We start from the raw sequence: 17,553 nt of genomic DNA on the forward strand, positions 1-17,553 counted from the left end.
ATTGGTCCTTTCTCTTTTTTGAAAATCAGATTATAATAAACTGTTAGGAAAGGAGGAAAACCATTGGTCAAACAATATGTCTTTTTTGATTTTGAAATGCTTTGTTCCAATCGAGGAATGTCATTTGAAGACATGGAAGCGATACGATTAGGTGCTGTGAAATATGATATTGAAACTGAAAATCTTTACTTTTTTGATCGATATATTCAACCTGAAAATAAAGCGCCACTCTCTTCATTTTGTAAAAAGTTAACAGGAATTGACGATTGTCATTTGCAAGAGGCCAATCGTTTTCCAGACGTACTCACTGAATTTTTAACTTGGGTTGGCGGCATAAAGAAATCTAGATTTTTTTCTTGGTCGAAAAGTGATGCGACGCGGTTAGTTTTAGATAGTGAACGCCACCGACTTTCACAAAAAATGATGAAGAAAATTGAAAAACGTTATGTTGATTTTCAAGCCATTTTTGCGCAACGAGTTTCACGACAAACGCCATCAGTTGAAGGTGCATTACAGTTATATAACATGGATTTTATAGGTACTCCCCATCATCCAATGTTTGATGCTTATAATACATTAAGAATTTATTTGCGATTTTTAAACGAACCAAAAAAATCAGATGTTATTATGTTACAGCATTATTTATTCGAAGAAGTTCCGAACGACAGTAAAGAACTAAACGAAAAAATAAAAATCTCCTTTCAAAAAGATGTCGCCAATACGTTTGGAACGTGGAGATCAATGTATCAAATGAAAGAAGCAAGTAAAATCGTAAAACAAACGAATCATCTCGTAAAAAAATATCGTAATATTGTAGTAAATCGTTCTGGCTTGTTTTCCAAAGACAACCGAAGTAACGTAGCTATGCTTATGGATTTTTCCAACGAATTGCAACATACATTTCAAGAGCATGTTCAATATTCAGCCAAAACAATGATCGTGGATGAATACACGTTTCAGCCGATACGTGAGTTAACTTTGAAGCAAGGATAACACTTGCTTCAATACATAAAAAGGGGATTATATATGAAGAAACGAATCGTTCAAGTTTTCATAGGATTATTAGCCTCAGCCTTCCTTGGCATAATTATCGCTAGTTTTTACTTTTATGATGTGGCTGTTGCCAGGTCTTCAAAAGATTATTTAGCAGATAATCCTGACCTCCAGTCTTCTGAAGTCATTACCATTGTTGATGACCCCGCAGAATGGGTAAAAGAACAACCATTTAAAGAGATTGAAAAAGTTTCAGAAGACGGATTGACGTTAAAAGCGTATTATTTAGATGCACCAACACCTACAGATAAAACAGTCATCATAGCACACGGCTACTCCGGGAAAGCAAAAGATATGGGCCGATATGCTCGGTTTTATCACGAATCACTTGGTTATAATGTGTTAATGCCTGATGCTAGAGGGCATGGTGAAAGTGAAGGACATTATATTGGTTTTGGTTGGCATGAAAGAAAAGATTATGTGATGTGGATTGACTATATACTTGAGACGAATGGTCAAACTTCAATCATTTCTTTACATGGGGTTTCAATGGGAGCATCTACCGTGATGATGACAAGTGGTGAAACCTTACCACCACAAGTAAAAGCAATTATTGCTGACTGTGGCTATACTTCAGCGGAAGATGTCTTAACGTATCAATTAGAAAGAATGTATAATTTACCGAGTTTTCCAATTGTACCCGCTACGAGCCTTCTTACTAAAATAAGGGCTGGGTATAGTTTTTCAGAAGCTTCTGCCCTTGAACAAGTAAAGAAAACATCTGTTCCTATTTTGTTCATTCATGGTGAAGAAGATACATTTGTACCAACAGAAATGGTTTATGAGCTTTATGAACAAACTAATTCAGAAAAAGACCTTCTCCTTGTTCCTCAAGCTACTCATGGTGAAGCTTATATTGTAAATATGGATCAATACGAGCAAAAAGTTAGTGACTTTTTATCATTATATATACAGTAAAAACAAAAGAACGTGATGAGATTAATTCCTTCATGTTCTTTTGTTTTTTATTATCTTACCCTGATTTCATTATCTTATCCGCAAGTATGGGATATATTACATCCTTTTCACTTCATAGTGATATTATTGGATGGACACACTATAAATAAATCTGCAAGAGGAGGATTTATAAATGTCGATATTAACTAAAGTTAAACCAAAAACTTATTGCCATAGCGAATACGATGTATTAAAGCAAGTGATTTTATGTGAGCCAAAATACATGACGATCCGCGAGCAAATTAATGATACACAAAAACATTTTTTTAATGAAGGGATTGATCTAGAATTAGCTGCAAAACAGCATAAGGACTTTGTAAAAGCATTAAAAAAAGAAAAAATTGACGTCGTTTTATTACCTCCCAATGAAAAATTTCCTGAACAAGTATTTACCAGAGATATTGGATTTACATTAGGTCATACGATATTTGTTGCTGAAATGGCTCATAAAATAAGACAAGGTGAAGAAGAATTTTTGAAAACATGGTTAAAAAATTCTGATATATCGTATTACAACTTAGTTGGAGATATGATCGAAGGTGGCGACGTCATGATCGACCATCGAACCATCTTTATCGGTTTAAGTAATCGTACAAATCAGAAAGCAATTGATCATATTCAAAACTTACTTGAAGACTTTGAAGTCATCACCGTTCCATTTACAGAGAAATATTTGCACTTGGACTGTGTTTTTAATATTATTTCTCGAAAAGAAGCGTTAGTTTATCCAGAAGCTCTTACGAAAAAGGAATATCAAATTTTAGAAAAACGTTATGACTTAATTGAAGTTTCAAAAGAAGAACAATTCACACTAGGTACAAACATATTATCGATTGGTAATAAAAAAATTATTAGTCTTCCTGTAAACAAAAACGTAAATGAACAGTTACGTAAAAGAGGGTTTGAAGTTATTGAAGTGGATATTACCGAAATTATTAAGTCTGGTGGCTCTTTCCGTTGTTGTACTCTCCCAACGAAGAGAGAGAATGAGGAAGCTACTCAGTAATACACAGAATGGTGTCCTGTTTCTTAGGACACCATTCTTTACTTTGTTTTACATTTATCGATGTAAAATATGTGCCAGATGATGATTTCCATGCCATGCATACATTCCAATTGTATAGTCTAAACGATTCACACTTTCTGATTCAGGGTGAATAAACGTTCGTGAAAAATCAAGATCAGACCGTAAGAGAAACACCCAACGAGTATGAAGGGCTTCGATGAGCGATAATGAAATTCCGATCGGTGTCGATGACACATCTGGTAAATTTGCCCACTCTGCTTCTTTGTATGGTTTAATCGTTGGACTTGTTTCAGTAAGGGCTAGTTTAAAACGAATAAAAGCATTCATGTGACTGTCCGCAATATGATGAACGACTTGCCGAATTGTCCAGCCTCCCTCCCGATAAGGCTGATTTAATTCATCATCACTTAAGTGTTCGACCGCATTTCTTAATTTTCCTGGCAATTGTGCAATGTCTTCAATCCATTGTTCCCTATCTTTTTTACTAATTTCTCCTTTATACTCAAACATGCCAATGGGGTACCGTTTATCCATTTTTATCTCTTCCTTTCTCCTAACAATATATCAATACAAGTTCTTGTTCCGCTTCTTCTCTTCCTTCTTTTTTTATAGAATCGTGATAAACTTAAAAGAAAAAATAAAAATGGAGAGTGTTTTGATGAAAAAACCATTAAGAGTCGGAATTATCGGTGCAGGCCTTATTGCAAAGGAAGCACATATTCCTAATTATCAAAAATGTGAAAACGTCGAGGTTGTTGCTGTCGTTAATCATCATATTGAAAAAGCAAAACTATGCGCAGAACAATTTAATATCCGTTATACGTTTAGAGATGTTCAAGAGATGTTGGAAAAAGTAGAGCTAGATGCTGTCAGTATTTGCACACCGAATAAGTTCCATGCTGAACAAACGATAGCTGCCTTACAAGCAAATTGCCATGTGTTGTGTGAAAAGCCCCCTGCCATGACCATTCAAGAAGCAAAAGCAATGGAGGAAGCAGCTGAAAAAGCAGGAAAAATATTAGCGTATGGCTTCCATTATCGGTATACCTCTGAAGTAGAAACTTTAAAACGATTTATTGAAAAAGATGAGCTTGGCCACATTTATGCGGCCAAAGCAACAGCAGTGAGACGAAGAGGTATTCCAGGCTGGGGTGTATTTACAAATAAAGAATTGCAAGGTGGCGGTCCTCTTATTGATATCGGTGTCCATATGTTAGATACAGCCCTTTATTTAATGGGTTACCCAGAACCGACAACTGTTTTGGGATCGACATACCAAGAAATCGGAAACCGACAAGGAGTTGGGTTACTTGGTGATTGGGATTGGAAAAACTTTTCTGTAGAAGACATGGCTCGTGGTATGGTTACGTTTCATAATGGTGCTTCTTTACTTATTGAATCTGCATTTGCTGCTAATGTAGAAAATCAAGATGAGATGAACGTTTCATTATATGGCAATAAAGGTGGTGCAGATGTATTTCCATTAAAAATGTATCAAGAAAAATATGATACGTTGTTAGATGTTACTCCTCGCTTCCTTCCGGTTACTTCTGCTCATGAAAAATTAATTATTGATTTTGTTCAAGCTTGTCAAACAGGGAAAAAAACAACAAGCACAGCGAAACAAGGGGTTATTTTACAACAAATCATTCATGGTCTTTATCAATCTGCCAAATACAATAAGCCGGTTTTATTTTAGCCACTCCCCTATTGAATAAGAATATTCATATAAGGGCAATCTGATCGCGTATGAAACGAGTTTTTTGCGATAGGAAACTAACAAGTTTGGCTTTTGCATTAAACATACAACAAACTTAGAAAACAGCGTGTTATTATGAAGATTTTTTTAAAAGAATAAAGTATACTATTACATGGACATGAAAAAGTATTTTTACATATGAAGGAGTGTAGCAACACATGGGTAAACAACAAATTGGTGTTTTAGGTGTTGGAGTCATGGGAAAAAGCTTAGCTTTAAATTTTGAAAGCAAAGGATATTCTGTTTCCATTTATGATATTTCAAAAGAAACCGTTGATACGATAATCGAACAAAACCCAACAAAGCAATTAACTGGTACATATAGCATTGAAGAATTTGTTAATTCACTAGAAACGCCACGCAAAATTCTGTTAATGGTACAAGCAGGAAATGTGACGGATGCTGCTATTGAGTCTCTGCTGCCTTATTTATCTGAAAAAGATATTTTAATTGATGGTGGAAATACATATTTTGAAGACACCATTCGAAGAAACAAATACTTAGAGGAAAAAGGAATCCACTTTATTGGTGCAGGTGTTTCTGGTGGTGAAGAAGGTGCATTAAAAGGCCCATCAATTATGCCAGGAGGACAAAAAGAAGCATATACTCTAGTAGAGCCTATGTTAGTAGACATTTCAGCTAAAGTAAACGGTGACCCATGTTGTACATACATTGGACCAAATGGTGCCGGTCACTATGTAAAAATGGTCCATAATGGGATCGAGTATGGGGATATGCAACTTATTTGTGAAGCCTATTCAATGTTAAAGCATGGCTTAAGCATTAGTAATGAAGAACTTCATACGATATTTGCAGATTGGAACAATGGTGAGTTAGATAGTTATTTAATTGAAATTACTGCGGATATTTTTACGAAAGTCGACAGTGAAACAGGACAATCTTTAGTCGATGTGATTTTAGATACGGCAGGACAAAAAGGTACTGGGAAATGGACAAGCCAAAGCTCACTAGATTTAGGAGTTCCTCTTTCCATTATTACTGAGTCCGTATTTGCTAGGTTTTTATCTGCGATGAAAGATGAGCGTGTCAAAGCAAGTTCGATTTTATCAGGGCCGACGAACACAACATTTGTGGGCGACAAATCACAATTAATCGAAACGATTCGAAAAGCATTATATTTTAGTAAAATTGTTTCTTATGCCCAAGGCTTTGCTCAGCTTCGAGCGGCTTCAACTGATTTTAATTGGGATTTACAATACGGTGAAATTGCTATGATCTTTAGAGGCGGTTGCATTATTCGAGCAGGGTTCCTGCAAAATATAAAAGAAGCGTATGATAAAAATCCACAATTGGATAATTTACTACTTGATCCTTATTTTAAAAACATTGCAGACGAATATCAACAATCACTTCGAGATGTTATTCAATTATCTGTTCAAGCTGGTATTCCAGTACCTTGCTTCTCAAGTGCATTATCATATTATGATAGCTATCGTTCAGAACGTCTTCCTGCCAATCTGCTTCAAGCACAAAGAGACTATTTTGGAGCACACACGTATAAGCGTATCGACAAAGAAGGATCCTTCCATACAGATTGGTTATCATAAGAACATATTAATTTCGCGGTCAAAGCAGCCGTTATTTGTGAACATGAAACGGGTTTCCATATTTTAGCGGTCACAGAAACACGTATTCACGTAAAAACAACTCTATTCCTAGCTATTTATTATGATTAAGTGCTCCTGTGTCCACCAACGTTCCAAAACGCTAGCAATGTTCACAGATAACGGTTTTCATGGCCGCTTTGAATTACAAAAAACAACAAAATCGCTTGCCTCATACTACCCAAAACCCCTAATCTACCCATAGGTCGACTATTTTTAGTTTCCTAAACAAATAAAAGAGGGAATAAACGACGGTTAATTTACCGTGTTTATTCCCTTTTCTTTCTTATATTGTTACATCGTCTAATAAAAGAACACGTGCAGGAGAAGCATCCGTACCGATAAGCTTTAATGGTGCGGCAACCATAAGGTATTCCCCACTTTCAATCTCTTTCAATTGTAGCCCTTCAATTACAATAATATCAGAACCAAATAATGTTTTATGTGTTGGGTGTCCCTCTTGCGCTCTCTCAACACCTAGAGCATCGATGCCAACTCCGTTAATTTGTTTTTCAGCTAAATATGAAGCGCCACATTCAGCTAAAAAGATAAAATCAAAATTAAACTCTTCATCGAATGAATTTTTCGTTTTAAATAAAACAAAATCATCGTTAGAAATATCAAACTGCTTTAAGTCTTCAGCCGTAATTTTTTCATCAACATGTGTTAGATCAAAAACTTTGCAAGGACAAACGAGCTTTTCAATTTCAATGGATTCAAATGTATCTCCGTCTGTTACCATATGTAACGGTGAATCAATATGTGTACCAGTATGAACATCCAAATCTAAACGAGATTCCGTAACATATCCATTTGTAGCTGTTTGTAACTTTGGTTGTTTTTCAGGTTTGTTTTTATAAACAGGCATGCCCTCATAAATCGGTGAACTAATATCGAAAACTTTCATTACTTCGACTCCTTTTCTCTTCTTCTTTACTTTCACTTGTGATTGGCCACCATTGATGACCGTCTTTTTCTAACAATTCCATCGAAGCGTCCGGACCCATTGAACCAGACTCATAGAAATGTAAGTCTTTATCACTTTTCTCCCAAGCTTTTGAAATGGAGTCAATAAAACTCCAAGATAATTCAACTTCATCCCAATGAGTAAAGTTTGTCGCATCCCCTAACATACAATCATAAATGAGCCTTTCATATGCTTCAGGTGTATTAGTTGTATCAACGCAGTTATTGCAATAGTCTAATTGAACTGGGGTTGTTCCACCAGCAGGACCAACTTTTTTTCCATTAAGAAATAATGTTAATCCTTCATCCGGTTGGACGTGTATAATTAATAAGTTTGATTGTGTTTGATTTTCACTATAATACAAATTCATTGGCATGCCTTTAAATTCAATTACAATTTCCGTCGATTTTAGTAGCATTCTTTTCCCTGTTCGAATATAAAAAGGAACACCTGCCCAGCGGTGACTATCAATCAATATCTTCCCTGCAACAAACGTCTCTGTTTTTGAATGAGGATTAACATTGTTTTCACTGCGATACCCAGGAACCTCACTTTCATTTAAAACTCCTGGTCCATATTGTCCTCTTACAAAATAACGACTAGTATCTTGTTCTGTAATTGGTCGTATGGCTCGTAATACTTTAATTTTTTCACTCCGAATTTCATCAGGAGTAAGTCGAATAGGTGGATCCATTGCTAATAATGAAACCATTTGTAACATATGATTTTGCACCATATCTCGCAATGCACCCGACGTGTCATAATAGCCGCCACGTTCTTCTACACCTAAAGTTTCACTTGACGTGATTTGAATATTCGATATGTATTTATTATTCCATAACGGCTCAAATATCGCATTTGCAAATCGGATTACTTCGATATTTTGCACCATTTCTTTTCCTAAATAATGGTCAATACGATAAATTTCTTCTTCCGAAAAGGCTTGTCTGATTTCTTGGTTTAGCGCACGAGCCGATTCTAAGTCATGACCAAAAGGTTTTTCAATGACAAGTCTTGTCCATCCGCCTGAGTCCGTTACACCTTCCGCTTTTAAGTTCTTGGCAATAGTCCCGAAAAACTCCGGTGCCATCGACATATAAAAAATACGATTGCCTGGAATTTTGTGAATCGTTTCGACTTCATCAAGTAAAGTTTTTAATTCATGATATGTACTTTTATTTGTAACTTCAAAAGATAAATAATAAAAGTGTTGGCAAAACTGCTCCACTACATCACGGTTTGGCTCATGTTCAAGTGACGCTTTTACTGTGTCTCGTAATGTTTCATTTGACCATGGTCTTCTTGCCACACCAACTACTGCAAAATTTTCCGCTAATTGTCCTTTTTTATATAAATTAAAAATAGACGGGTATAGCTTACGCTTTGCGAGGTCTCCAGTAGCACCGAAAATAACGATCGATGTTTTAGGTTGAATTTTGGTATTCATTTTAATACATAACCTCTCTTTACTATGAACTTAAAGGCTGAAATGTCACTAAACTATACAATCATTGTTCCCTTTCAACACCTTATTTACTCTGTTTGTGTATCATTGGACATGCAATAGTAAAGCAGGACAAAAAACGACATCATTTGCTCTGCCTTTCTTATCTTAACAACGTTTTAGCAAATTGCCAATAAAAATGATAGTTTTCCCCAAAAAACGTCGTTTTGGAGTAAGCTGTTCTCATTTTCTATCCAAAAAAAGGAGAGATCCCAACGAATCCCACCTCTTTTTTACTAGTTTTACTCTTCAAACAATTTTTCCCCTCGATGCAGACGGATGGCAATCGAAGCAGTGTGAGGGAGCTCTCTTGCTGTTGGGGCATGTGCTGCAATATATCTTGTCATAGCTAAAATCAACGTCTCTTGCGCTCTAGTCGCTATGCTGCTGTTTTCACCGTTCCAATTTTCATGTTCTCGTAATGCAGCTTCAAACATTTGAAAAGAATGAAATTCAGCGTCTTCACGTAATAGTGCATGCCCTAATGTTTCAAACAATGCTTTTTTATCTCCACCATTTTCTAAATATTGCATCACCCATTTCCCTGCTGCATCTGTTTGTTGATGTTTGTCAAGTAGTTGAAGTAAAGCCTCCACTTTTTCCGGTTTAGAATTTGGGACTGGTTTTGGTTTTTTTGCAGTAGGTACATTCAAAAAACGATCTAAATAAATGCTCATCGAACTATGAAAGACAGCGCGTGTAAGTTCAGGTGTTTCTGACCGTTGTAGGGATTCATGCACAGCATGAGCATGTGTAAACGTATGAAGAACGGTAATCCAATCAGGAAATTCATTTTGCACGTGAAAACGGGCAATCCGTTCCGCTGCTGCTACTGTCACTAGTTTTGCTAAACGCGTAGGAGAAAGACCGCTTTGTAAACATTCAACCATGACGTTTATTGATTCAATCGGATCATCACTAAGCAAAATATCGACCACTTCATTTTCATTTCTTGTCTCCTCTTTGTTTACCTTCTTTGAAAGAATATCAGGTAATTGTTCAAATGCTTTGTCTAAAGGAGTCACTAAATTGATTGGTGATTTCCAACTTTGTAATTCTTCACTTCTTGTCGCATATCGTAACTCAGGTAATAATGAAGCTAACACTTGTGGTTGTAGCGATTCATCAATATGGTGTAAAATTTCAAATGCTTTATTGTGAAAATCTAGTGTATGGCCAACATTCATATAATAATGGTCCGTAATCGCTGTCATCATCATGTCTGACAATTGTTCGGTTGAAGCGTTCCCATTTATTGCTGTTAACAACACACGTTCAGCACCGTCTGGATCACGTACTTCAATACTTTCGCGATACCATTTTGCTAGTTGTTTTACATCTAGTTGTTCATTTGCTTGGACAGGTAATTCCTTTAAAAGAAACTTTGTCCCAGCACCAGAACACTCTCTTGCAACATGAACAAGACCTTGGTATAAAGCAAGGATTTTCCCGTTTTTATCTAAAAATGGTAGTATGTTTGTCATCGCTGTCAGAATGGTTAATCCACTGCGCCAGCCAGCCTTTCGATGAGTCGTACCGAATTCGACCCCAATTTGGGCTATCGAAGAAAGTGTGGCACCTGCTTCCACTAAACCAACAACGGCTTTGGCAATGACAAGACTTAAATTTTGTTCTAATCCGGCCCGAAGACGCTCGTGGAGTGTTGCTAATGTTTGTTTTTGCTTTGGCGTCAAGCGAATAAAAACATTATTTCCTTTGACTTCAACCGGATAAGTCGTCGCATCGTCTGCCCATGGATCGAGTGTACCGCCACTTTTTAAATCAAATCGAGCATGGTGCCAGTGACACGTAAGGATTCCATCACACATACTTCCTACATGAAGAGGAAAACCTAGATGCGGACACCGATTATCGACAGCATAAAACTGGTCATCGTGAAACAAAACAGCAATTCCATGCTTGCCTCCTTTCACAATTTTTGCTTTTTGTGTTTTTATTTCTTCGACTGTTCCAACTAAAACTAAATGATTCATTATATCCATCTCCTCTTTTTCCTTTGTTATCCATATTAAACCAATTTATATGGAAAGACATAATGGCCTTTTGTTTGAACTCTTCTCATACTTTAGTTGTAGATTACTTATTTTCAGCAATGAAGACATTCGACTTGTGATCCGACACATAGTTAAGTACGATAGACAAAAGTAAAGTATGGAGGAATAGATTATGATTGTTGAAATTTGGTCTGATTTTGCATGTCCGTTTTGTTATATTGGTAAAAGAAGGTTCGAACAAGCTGTTGCTCTATTAGAAGATAGAGACGAAGTTGAAGTCATACACCGTAGTTTTGAACTTGACCCTAATGCACCGATTGATATTGACCTTGACATTTATGACATGTTATCTAATAAATATGGGATGAGCCGTGAAGAGGCAAAGAAAACCAACGCTTCACTTGCACAACAAGCAAATGTAGAAGGATTAGACCTTCATTTTGACTCAATGAAATTAACGAATACGTTTAATGCACATCGGCTTGTCCAATTAGCTAAACAACATAATAAAATGAATGAAATGGTGGAACGAATCTTCAAAGCTTATTTCACTGACTCGTTGCACATCGGCAAACAAGAAACATTACTTGACTTAGCCACGGATGTTGGATTAAATCGACAAGAAGTGAAATCATTATTAAACAGTAATCAATTCGAAAATATTGTTCGTGGTGATGAACAAGAAGCGAGTCAATTTGGGATTCGAGGTGTTCCTTATTTTGTTATTAATCGTAAATATGCTGTATCTGGAGCGCAAACTGTCGATGTCTTTTTAAATGCGTTAAAAAAGGCAGTAGCTGAATAAGGCTATTCATATGAGGTGATATATTGGATATTGTTTGGTGGATTCTTATTATTGCATGTTTCATCGTTAGTTTTATCGGTCTTGTTTACCCGATAGTCCCTTCTGTTGTCATGATATGGATTGGGGTTTTCCTTTACTATTTTTTCATCTCAAGTTTGTCTTGGTGGACTTGGGGAAGCTTACTTTTTTTAACGGGCATTTTATTTATAGCTGATTATATTGCGAATATGTATTTTGTTAAACGGTATGGAGGGTCTCCATGGGGATTACGTGCTGCATGGATAGGCTTAATTGTGGGCTGTTTTGTCCTGCCGCCATTTGGTATTATCCTTGTACCCTTTTTGCTTGTGTTTGTCACAGAGCTTATTCAAGGACAACTAGCCAAAGTGTCATTTAAAATTGCTCTCGGTACAGTTTTTGCCTTTTTAAGTAGTACGTTATCGAAAGCTTTTATCCAGCTTATTATGATTATTATTTTTATATTAGATGTTTGGTTATAACAAAAGAAAACACTTCTCTTCTAGCTAACTGAAGAGAAGTGTTTTTTTAGTTTTATCTAGCTTGAATAAACATTTGAACCCATGCACCGTGGTAAAACCCTACACCAATCGTATCAAAATTAGGGCTTAATATATTTTGACGGTGACCTGGTGAGTTCATCCATGCGTTCATAACTTCTTGCGGAGTTTTTTGACCTTTTGCAATATTTTCTCCTGCTGAGCGGTAGCTAATACCAAAAGTACGTAACATATCAAAAGGAGAACCATAGTTTGGACTATTATGAGCAAAATAGTTTGCATTAATTAAATCTTCTGCTTTTTTATGAGCAACATTTTTCACGTCTGCTCGATGAGTTAAAGGACGTAACCCTTGTTTCGCTCGTTCTTGATTTACAAGAGCAACAACTTGGTCTTCAAATGCGCTATGATGAGCAGCATCTGGCTTTAAGCGAATTACTTCGCCTACATGCATATTTGTCGGAACAACATCAGGGTTTAATCGCATTAGTTCTCGATAATCTAAACCATATCGTTGTGCGATAAACCAAAATGAATCTCCTGGTGAAACTTTATAATGTGAAAATGGCGGTTCCTTAAACATCCGAACTTGTTGCTCTGGTTCCGTTTGCATTTCTTCTGCATTTGCTGGTGTTTGGATTGAAAGAACGGCGATCATAAAGACGATAACAACAGCAAAAAGTGGAATTCTTTTCATGTATTTCCCTCCAACTAAAATTGATTTCGCCTTTATTTTGTCTTTGTTTCTAAAAACCATACATTGGAAATGAATTTTTTTGAAATTTTAACCTTACTGTATTTATTCGTTTCGCCAAATTATTTAAACGTTTGATTAAAATGCCGATTTTCTTCTAATTATAGGGAATTCTATCACGGTTTCATTGTACTTTGGGATGTGAAGTCTCTTTCATTGATCCTATTTCAATCTAATCGTACACTTTACATAGAAAAAAGAAGCAGACAAAGAAAGGAGTTTCAATGATGAACATTCTCGTTATTGGTGCAAACGGACAAATCGGAAAACATATTGTTCGTCAATTAAATCAAATGAATGAGTATAAGGTTACAGCTATGATTCGCAAGCCTGAACAAGCAGCATTTTTCACTGAACTAAAGGTAAATCATGTAATCGGTGACCTGGAAGGAACAGTAGAAGAGCTCTCGTCGATAATGAAAAACACCGATATTGTCATTTTCACTGCTGGCTCAGGAGGAAACACAGGAGCAGACAAAACAATGTTAATTGATTTAGATGGTGCTGTGAAATCGATTGAAGCAGCAGAACAAGCTAATGTTTCACGTTATATTATGATAAGTGCTATTCATGCAAACGATCGAACAAAATGGTTAGAACCTATTAAACATTATCATGCTGCGAAACATTATGCAGATAAACACCTGATGGAAAGTACCTTACAATATACTATTATTCGACCAGGCCGCTTAACAAATGAGGCGGGTACTGGACATATATCCGTTGGTAATAATTTAACTCGAGCAGACATCTCCCGAGAAGATGTTGCAAAAACCGTAGTCGCTTCAATACAAGAAAAAGCAACTTACAATCAATCTTTTGACCTTGTAGAAGGAACAACTGATATTAAAGACGCTCTTTTATCATTGGACTCAACCAATCATAATTAAAACAAAAAGAAGCTTCCTCAAACAAGGAAGCTTCTTTTTGTTTTGATGCTGTTAACAGACATCTGTTGCGCTTATATAGAGAATTTCAGATGTGTGTACGCTATTTTCAAATAACGGAATATGACCGTTTACTTTCAAAAATGCTGTCTTTTCGCTAAAATAACCTATGTCCGCAAAGGTACTACTGCCTTTACTAGAAATGAAAATTATCAGGGTCTGGGCCAATTCGTTCATTTTTATTTAATGATGAAATCTGTTCCATTTCCTCGTTTGTTAATGTAAAGTCAAAAATAGAGGCGTTTTCACGAAGGCGATTAAAGTTAACTGATTTTGGGATCGTCACGACCTCATTTTGTAAATCCCATCGAAGAATAACTTGAGCGGGAGACTTTCCATATCGGTTTCCGATAGTTGTAATTGTTTCATTTTTCAATAACTCCCCTTGTTTCAATGGTGACCATGCTTCTACCTGAATCTGTTCCTGTTTACAAAATTGATGAATTTCATTTTGAGTTAGATGTGGATGATATTCAATTTGATTGACCATTGGTTTAATCTCTGCATCACGTATTAAATCTTGTAAATGATGGACATGAAAATTACTAACGCCAATCGCCCTTACTCTTCCGTCCTTATATAATTTTTCAAGTGCTTTCCACGTTTCTTTAAATTTTCCTGCAACTGGCCAATGAATTAAATAAAGGTCTAAGTATTCGAGCTCTAGCTTTTGTAACGAAGTGTCAAACGCATCTAATGTTGTATCAAATCCTTGGTCTGAGTTCCATACTTTTGATGTAATAAATAGTTGATCGCGTTCAATGCCGGATTGTTTAATTCCTTCTCCAACACCTTCTTCATTCCGATAAATTGCTGCAGTATCGATACTTCGATATCCATAAGAAACCGCTTCTTTTACTGATAATACAGCTTCATTTCCATTGCTAACTTTGTACACACCTAATCCAAACCACGGCATTTTTACCCCATTATGTAATGTTGTCGTTGATTGCAAATGTAAAGTCACTTCAATCCCCTCCTTCTCCTCTATTGTGCAAGAAAATTTGTGAAAATAAAATAAATTTGCTTATGAGAACAAAACTCTCTCTTACAATAATGTAAGAGAGAGTCAAATTACCGATTATGCAAATACGTGCTTAGGGCATCTTTTAAATGATTAAGCTCATTCTCATCTTTCGTTTCAATAATGTAATGGTCCCCTTTTAAATGAGCAGTTACATCTGAAATTCCTTGTTTTTTAAGAAAATCAAGTGTATCATCAATGTTTTCGGTTTGTGTTAATAAAACTTTTTTCCCAACAAAGTCCCCATTTACATAAATATCATAAGCTTCATGTGCTTCTTTAACGATATCGGTTCCTTCCGTGCGTAGCACACCAAAGAGCGGAAGGAATATATTTCCGTTGAAATTATCTGTCGTATTCATTGTGATACCTCCAATTCTTTTAGTGTTATTATGCTTCATTTTTTACATTTTATTTGATGTTCCGCTGTTTACTTAACCTTTTAGTCAATTGTTTTCATTATAAACTTGCCGACTTCATTTTCATTTGTGAACATTTCCTTACTAAAAACAGTATTTGTATCGGGATCGAAAACTGTCGCTTGAAATTTTTGGTTTTCCTTATCGTACGTTAACTGTACACCATCTCCAAATTCCTCTGGTGGTCTCGGTTTTACAAAGGATTCCATGTCACTTTGCCCAGTGCGAACGTTTTTAATCTTTTCAAACAATTCTTCTCTTCTCATATAAACTAACCCCTTCCTCCTCATTAGTTAGCATTAATAACCTCTTCTTTATACAAAAAAAACAAAAAAACCCTTAAAGGGTTTAAAGTTTGGATAAACGTTCAATTAATTTCGCTAATAATAATGTTCTTTCAGTTAATGATGGAATTTCTAAATATTCCTTTTCACTATGAGTATTGCCACCAATGGGTCCTAACCCATCTATTGTCGGAATTCCTAGTGCTGCTGTAAAGGCAGCATCAGAGCCTCCACCCGTTTTCGTATCTTTTATTTTAATTCCTAGTTCATGACCAACCTCTTTAACAATAGAAAGGAGTTTTTCGATTTGCTTCGTTTTCAACATAGGTGGTCGGCTTATATCACCCGACAATGTTATTTTTGTTCCTTTTACGTCAGTTGTTGCACAAACCGCTTCGATTTTATGCTCCATCTCTTCAACTTGTTCAGGTGTTGATACTCGAACATCAATATGACCGACAGCACGAGAAGAAACCGTATTGACCGCATTTCCACCTTCAATGATTCCTACATTTACAGAAATCCCATGTTCATAGTCATTGAGTTCGTGTAATTTCACAATTTTATAGGCAAGCTCTTCAATCGCACTCCGCCCTTTTTCAGGTTCTATTCCTGAATGTGCGGCTTTGCCAAAAACTTGAATCGTATAACGACCGTTTCCGCGTCGTGCTGTTACTAGGGAGCCATCTTTTCTCGCAGGTTCCATAATTAATGCATAAGAAGTATTTTGAGCTTCTTTTTCAATCAATTTTCTTGAACTGCCAGACCCGATTTCTTCGTCACTGTTCAAAATTATTTTTACATGTTTGTAAGCATCACTGCCTGCTTTCTTTAATGCCTCTAGTGCAAATAAAAGTGAAACTAAACTTGCTTTCATATCGATTACTCCCGGACCATAAGCTCGATCCCCTATTATCGAAAATGGTCTTTTGGCAACAGTACCTTTTCCAAATACTGTATCCATATGACCTGCGATAAAAATAGATGGTTTTTCGACTTCAGGGTGAGAAATAATCAAGTGATTTCCAACTTCCTTTTGTTGGACGGTTTGAACATTGTATCCGAGTTCTTCATACTTTGTTTTTAAAACATTTCCAACTTTATCGACTCCGTTTTTATCATAAGAGCCACTATCGATATTTACTAATGATTTTAGAAGTAATAACATCTGCTTTTCTTTAGACTGAACGTCCATTATTTTCGCCTTCCCCTTTATCTACGAAGTGCTATTTTCATTTACTACTAGTCTATTCAAAACGTATAAAGTGTTTTACTTTATTTTAACGAAAACTTCATTTTTATCAAGAACATTCGACAAAATTTTAAGATTTTTCTTACTTTTAATCGATAACTTATAGTTATTATGGTCTAGTCCATTACTACAACTAAATCTTTTATAATAAAGTACCCCTTAAAAGTTCGACAATTTACCATGTAGACCGATGTAGAAATTTGATGTTTTTTTTGGAATTGTTCCGATAGCATCCTTTTGAATATATGGTAAAATAAGACTAAACATATAACTAAGAAAGGGCAAAGCTAACCGAAAGGTAGTGACGCAAAGCTCCGGGTCTACAGGAAACCATGACGGCCGAGTTCCCGAAATTATTGGAGGATTATATGAAACTGGAAAAAAAGTTTGGAAATAGAATGGAGATCGTATTGGATAAAGAATGGGTTTCGCTTGTTAAACAAGCAAAAGAATTAGGACTATCCATTCAGGACATCCGAAATTTTCTTTCTAAACACGAGCGAGAATCACAACATCAATGATCCTATACTAGTTCCTTTGCCCTTGTAAACTCATTGTGTTCTATAAGTAGAAAAAAAACATGCTTTTAGAATCATAAAAATATCCCGTAAGACTATATCACCCTCCGTGTTATAGTCTTTTT

At 35.9% G+C, this 17,553-nt stretch carries 18 protein-coding genes and 1 riboswitch; of the genes, 9 read left to right on the forward strand and 9 right to left on the reverse strand.

The genetic code is table 11. The annotated features are described in order from the left end of the window. The first annotated feature begins 63 nt into the window (after positions 1-63). The 3 genes from T323_RS0103385 (at position 64) to T323_RS0103395 (ending at position 3,016) form a co-directional block, all read left to right on the forward strand. Positions 64-993, forward strand: coding sequence for a 3'-5' exonuclease (locus T323_RS0103385; protein ID WP_026672021.1), 930 nt, complete (start codon positions 64-66; stop codon positions 991-993). Positions 994-1,026: 33 nt separating this feature from the next. Further along, entirely contained in the window at positions 1,027-1,971 is a 945-nt protein-coding gene (locus tag T323_RS0103390) for an alpha/beta hydrolase (RefSeq protein ID WP_026672022.1), read from the forward strand. 172 nt (positions 1,972-2,143) lie between these two features. Beyond that, positions 2,144-3,016, forward strand: a complete 873-nt coding sequence (locus tag T323_RS0103395) for a dimethylarginine dimethylaminohydrolase family protein (RefSeq protein WP_026672023.1) — start codon at positions 2,144-2,146, stop codon at positions 3,014-3,016. Positions 3,017-3,070: 54 nt separating this feature from the next. Here T323_RS0103395 and T323_RS0103400 read toward each other — a convergent pair whose 3' ends face one another. Continuing rightward, entirely contained in the window at positions 3,071-3,571 is a 501-nt protein-coding gene (locus tag T323_RS0103400; RefSeq protein ID WP_026672024.1) for a YfiT family bacillithiol transferase, read from the reverse strand. A 124-nt stretch (positions 3,572-3,695) separates the two neighbouring features. Between T323_RS0103400 and T323_RS0103405 the strand changes: the two genes are divergently transcribed. Beyond that, positions 3,696-4,736, forward strand: a complete 1,041-nt coding sequence (locus T323_RS0103405; RefSeq protein ID WP_026672025.1) for a Gfo/Idh/MocA family protein — start codon at positions 3,696-3,698, stop codon at positions 4,734-4,736. A gap of 218 nt (positions 4,737-4,954) precedes the next feature. Continuing rightward, positions 4,955-6,364 carry an NADP-dependent phosphogluconate dehydrogenase gene (gnd, locus tag T323_RS0103410; RefSeq protein ID WP_026672026.1) on the forward strand — a complete coding sequence of 470 codons (1,410 nt, stop codon included), beginning with the start codon at positions 4,955-4,957 and terminating at the stop codon, positions 6,362-6,364. A 343-nt stretch (positions 6,365-6,707) separates the two neighbouring features. Here gnd and T323_RS0103415 read toward each other — a convergent pair whose 3' ends face one another. From T323_RS0103415 to T323_RS0103425, 3 genes are all read right to left on the reverse strand, one after another. After that, entirely contained in the window at positions 6,708-7,328 is a 621-nt protein-coding gene (locus tag T323_RS0103415) for a cyclase family protein (protein ID WP_026672027.1), read from the reverse strand. Then, entirely contained in the window at positions 7,309-8,835 is a 1,527-nt protein-coding gene (zwf, locus tag T323_RS25850) for a glucose-6-phosphate dehydrogenase (RefSeq protein WP_051556337.1), read from the reverse strand. Before zwf ends, T323_RS0103415 begins: the two co-directional genes overlap by 20 nt. Positions 8,836-9,134: 299 nt before the next feature. Next, the gene (locus T323_RS0103425; RefSeq protein WP_026672028.1) at positions 9,135-10,886 is read right to left on the reverse strand and encodes a Rieske (2Fe-2S) protein; all 1,752 of its coding nucleotides are present in this window, start codon (positions 10,884-10,886) and stop codon (positions 9,135-9,137) included. A gap of 193 nt (positions 10,887-11,079) precedes the next feature. Here T323_RS0103425 and T323_RS25855 point away from each other — a divergent pair, with 193 nt between their 5' ends. Together T323_RS25855 and T323_RS0103435 are read left to right on the forward strand one after the other, a co-directional pair. Further along, positions 11,080-11,712 (forward strand): DsbA family oxidoreductase, encoded by a 633-nt coding sequence (locus tag T323_RS25855; protein WP_035177500.1) that lies wholly within the window; start codon positions 11,080-11,082, stop codon positions 11,710-11,712. Positions 11,713-11,735: 23 nt separating this feature from the next. Next, on the forward strand, positions 11,736-12,212 hold the full coding sequence (locus tag T323_RS0103435; RefSeq protein ID WP_035177502.1) for a DUF456 domain-containing protein: 477 nt from the start codon (positions 11,736-11,738) through the stop codon (positions 12,210-12,212). Between the two features lie 52 nt (positions 12,213-12,264). Here the strand turns inward: T323_RS0103435 and T323_RS25860 are convergent, their stop codons facing one another. Beyond that, positions 12,265-12,843 (reverse strand): CAP domain-containing protein, encoded by a 579-nt coding sequence (locus T323_RS25860; protein WP_245613679.1) that lies wholly within the window; start codon positions 12,841-12,843, stop codon positions 12,265-12,267. A gap of 368 nt (positions 12,844-13,211) precedes the next feature. Here T323_RS25860 and T323_RS0103445 point away from each other — a divergent pair, with 368 nt between their 5' ends. Further along, entirely contained in the window at positions 13,212-13,874 is a 663-nt protein-coding gene (locus T323_RS0103445; protein WP_026672030.1) for an SDR family oxidoreductase, read from the forward strand. 193 nt (positions 13,875-14,067) lie between these two features. On the opposite strand, the gene T323_RS0103450 is transcribed toward T323_RS0103445, so the two are convergent. The 4 genes from T323_RS0103450 to T323_RS0103465 form a co-directional block, all read right to left on the reverse strand. Then, positions 14,068-14,850 (reverse strand): aldo/keto reductase, encoded by a 783-nt coding sequence (locus T323_RS0103450; RefSeq protein ID WP_051556351.1) that lies wholly within the window; start codon positions 14,848-14,850, stop codon positions 14,068-14,070. 155 nt (positions 14,851-15,005) lie between these two features. Beyond that, positions 15,006-15,317 (reverse strand): hypothetical protein, encoded by a 312-nt coding sequence (locus T323_RS0103455; protein WP_051556338.1) that lies wholly within the window; start codon positions 15,315-15,317, stop codon positions 15,006-15,008. 80 nt (positions 15,318-15,397) lie between these two features. Next, positions 15,398-15,640 carry a hypothetical protein gene (locus T323_RS0103460; RefSeq protein ID WP_026672033.1) on the reverse strand — a complete coding sequence of 81 codons (243 nt, stop codon included), beginning with the start codon at positions 15,638-15,640 and terminating at the stop codon, positions 15,398-15,400. Between the two features lie 82 nt (positions 15,641-15,722). Beyond that, the gene (locus T323_RS0103465) at positions 15,723-16,853 is read right to left on the reverse strand and encodes a M20 family metallopeptidase (protein ID WP_026672034.1); all 1,131 of its coding nucleotides are present in this window, start codon (positions 16,851-16,853) and stop codon (positions 15,723-15,725) included. 327 nt (positions 16,854-17,180) lie between these two features. Further along, positions 17,181-17,262: riboswitch (cyclic di-GMP riboswitch) on the forward strand. A gap of 16 nt (positions 17,263-17,278) precedes the next feature. Between T323_RS0103465 and T323_RS28275 the strand changes: the two genes are divergently transcribed. Next, complete coding sequence (locus T323_RS28275) at positions 17,279-17,431, forward strand: anti-repressor SinI family protein (protein ID WP_084309064.1); 153 nt, start codon at positions 17,279-17,281, stop codon at positions 17,429-17,431. Positions 17,432-17,553: the final 122 nt, after the last annotated feature.

Origin of the sequence: Alkalihalobacillus bogoriensis ATCC BAA-922 (genome assembly GCF_000621445.1) — a bacterium.
Classification (GTDB): domain Bacteria; phylum Bacillota; class Bacilli; order Bacillales; family Bacillaceae_F; genus Bacillus_AO; species Bacillus_AO bogoriense.

Coding starts and splice junctions, on each gene's coding strand:
- T323_RS0103390 (WP_026672022.1), top strand. CDS start 1,027: ATGAAGAAACGAATCGTTCAAGTTTTCATAGGATTATTAGCCTCAGCC.
- T323_RS0103395 (WP_026672023.1), top strand. CDS start 2,144: ATGTCGATATTAACTAAAGTTAAACCAAAAACTTATTGCCATAGCGAA.
- T323_RS0103400 (WP_026672024.1), bottom strand. CDS start 3,571: ATGGATAAACGGTACCCCATTGGCATGTTTGAGTATAAAGGAGAAATT.
- T323_RS0103405 (WP_026672025.1), top strand. CDS start 3,696: ATGAAAAAACCATTAAGAGTCGGAATTATCGGTGCAGGCCTTATTGCA.
- gnd (WP_026672026.1), top strand. CDS start 4,955: ATGGGTAAACAACAAATTGGTGTTTTAGGTGTTGGAGTCATGGGAAAA.
- T323_RS0103415 (WP_026672027.1), bottom strand. CDS start 7,328: ATGAAAGTTTTCGATATTAGTTCACCGATTTATGAGGGCATGCCTGTT.
- zwf (WP_051556337.1), bottom strand. CDS start 8,835: ATGAATACCAAAATTCAACCTAAAACATCGATCGTTATTTTCGGTGCT.
- T323_RS0103425 (WP_026672028.1), bottom strand. CDS start 10,886: ATGAATCATTTAGTTTTAGTTGGAACAGTCGAAGAAATAAAAACACAA.
- T323_RS25855 (WP_035177500.1), top strand. CDS start 11,080: ATGATTGTTGAAATTTGGTCTGATTTTGCATGTCCGTTTTGTTATATT.
- T323_RS25860 (WP_245613679.1), bottom strand. CDS start 12,843: ATGCAAACGGAACCAGAGCAACAAGTTCGGATGTTTAAGGAACCGCCA.
- T323_RS0103445 (WP_026672030.1), top strand. CDS start 13,212: ATGAACATTCTCGTTATTGGTGCAAACGGACAAATCGGAAAACATATT.
- T323_RS0103450 (WP_051556351.1), bottom strand. CDS start 14,850: ATGCCGTGGTTTGGATTAGGTGTGTACAAAGTTAGCAATGGAAATGAA.
- T323_RS0103455 (WP_051556338.1), bottom strand. CDS start 15,317: ATGAATACGACAGATAATTTCAACGGAAATATATTCCTTCCGCTCTTT.
- T323_RS0103460 (WP_026672033.1), bottom strand. CDS start 15,640: ATGAGAAGAGAAGAATTGTTTGAAAAGATTAAAAACGTTCGCACTGGG.
- T323_RS0103465 (WP_026672034.1), bottom strand. CDS start 16,853: ATGGACGTTCAGTCTAAAGAAAAGCAGATGTTATTACTTCTAAAATCA.
- T323_RS28275 (WP_084309064.1), top strand. CDS start 17,279: ATGAAACTGGAAAAAAAGTTTGGAAATAGAATGGAGATCGTATTGGAT.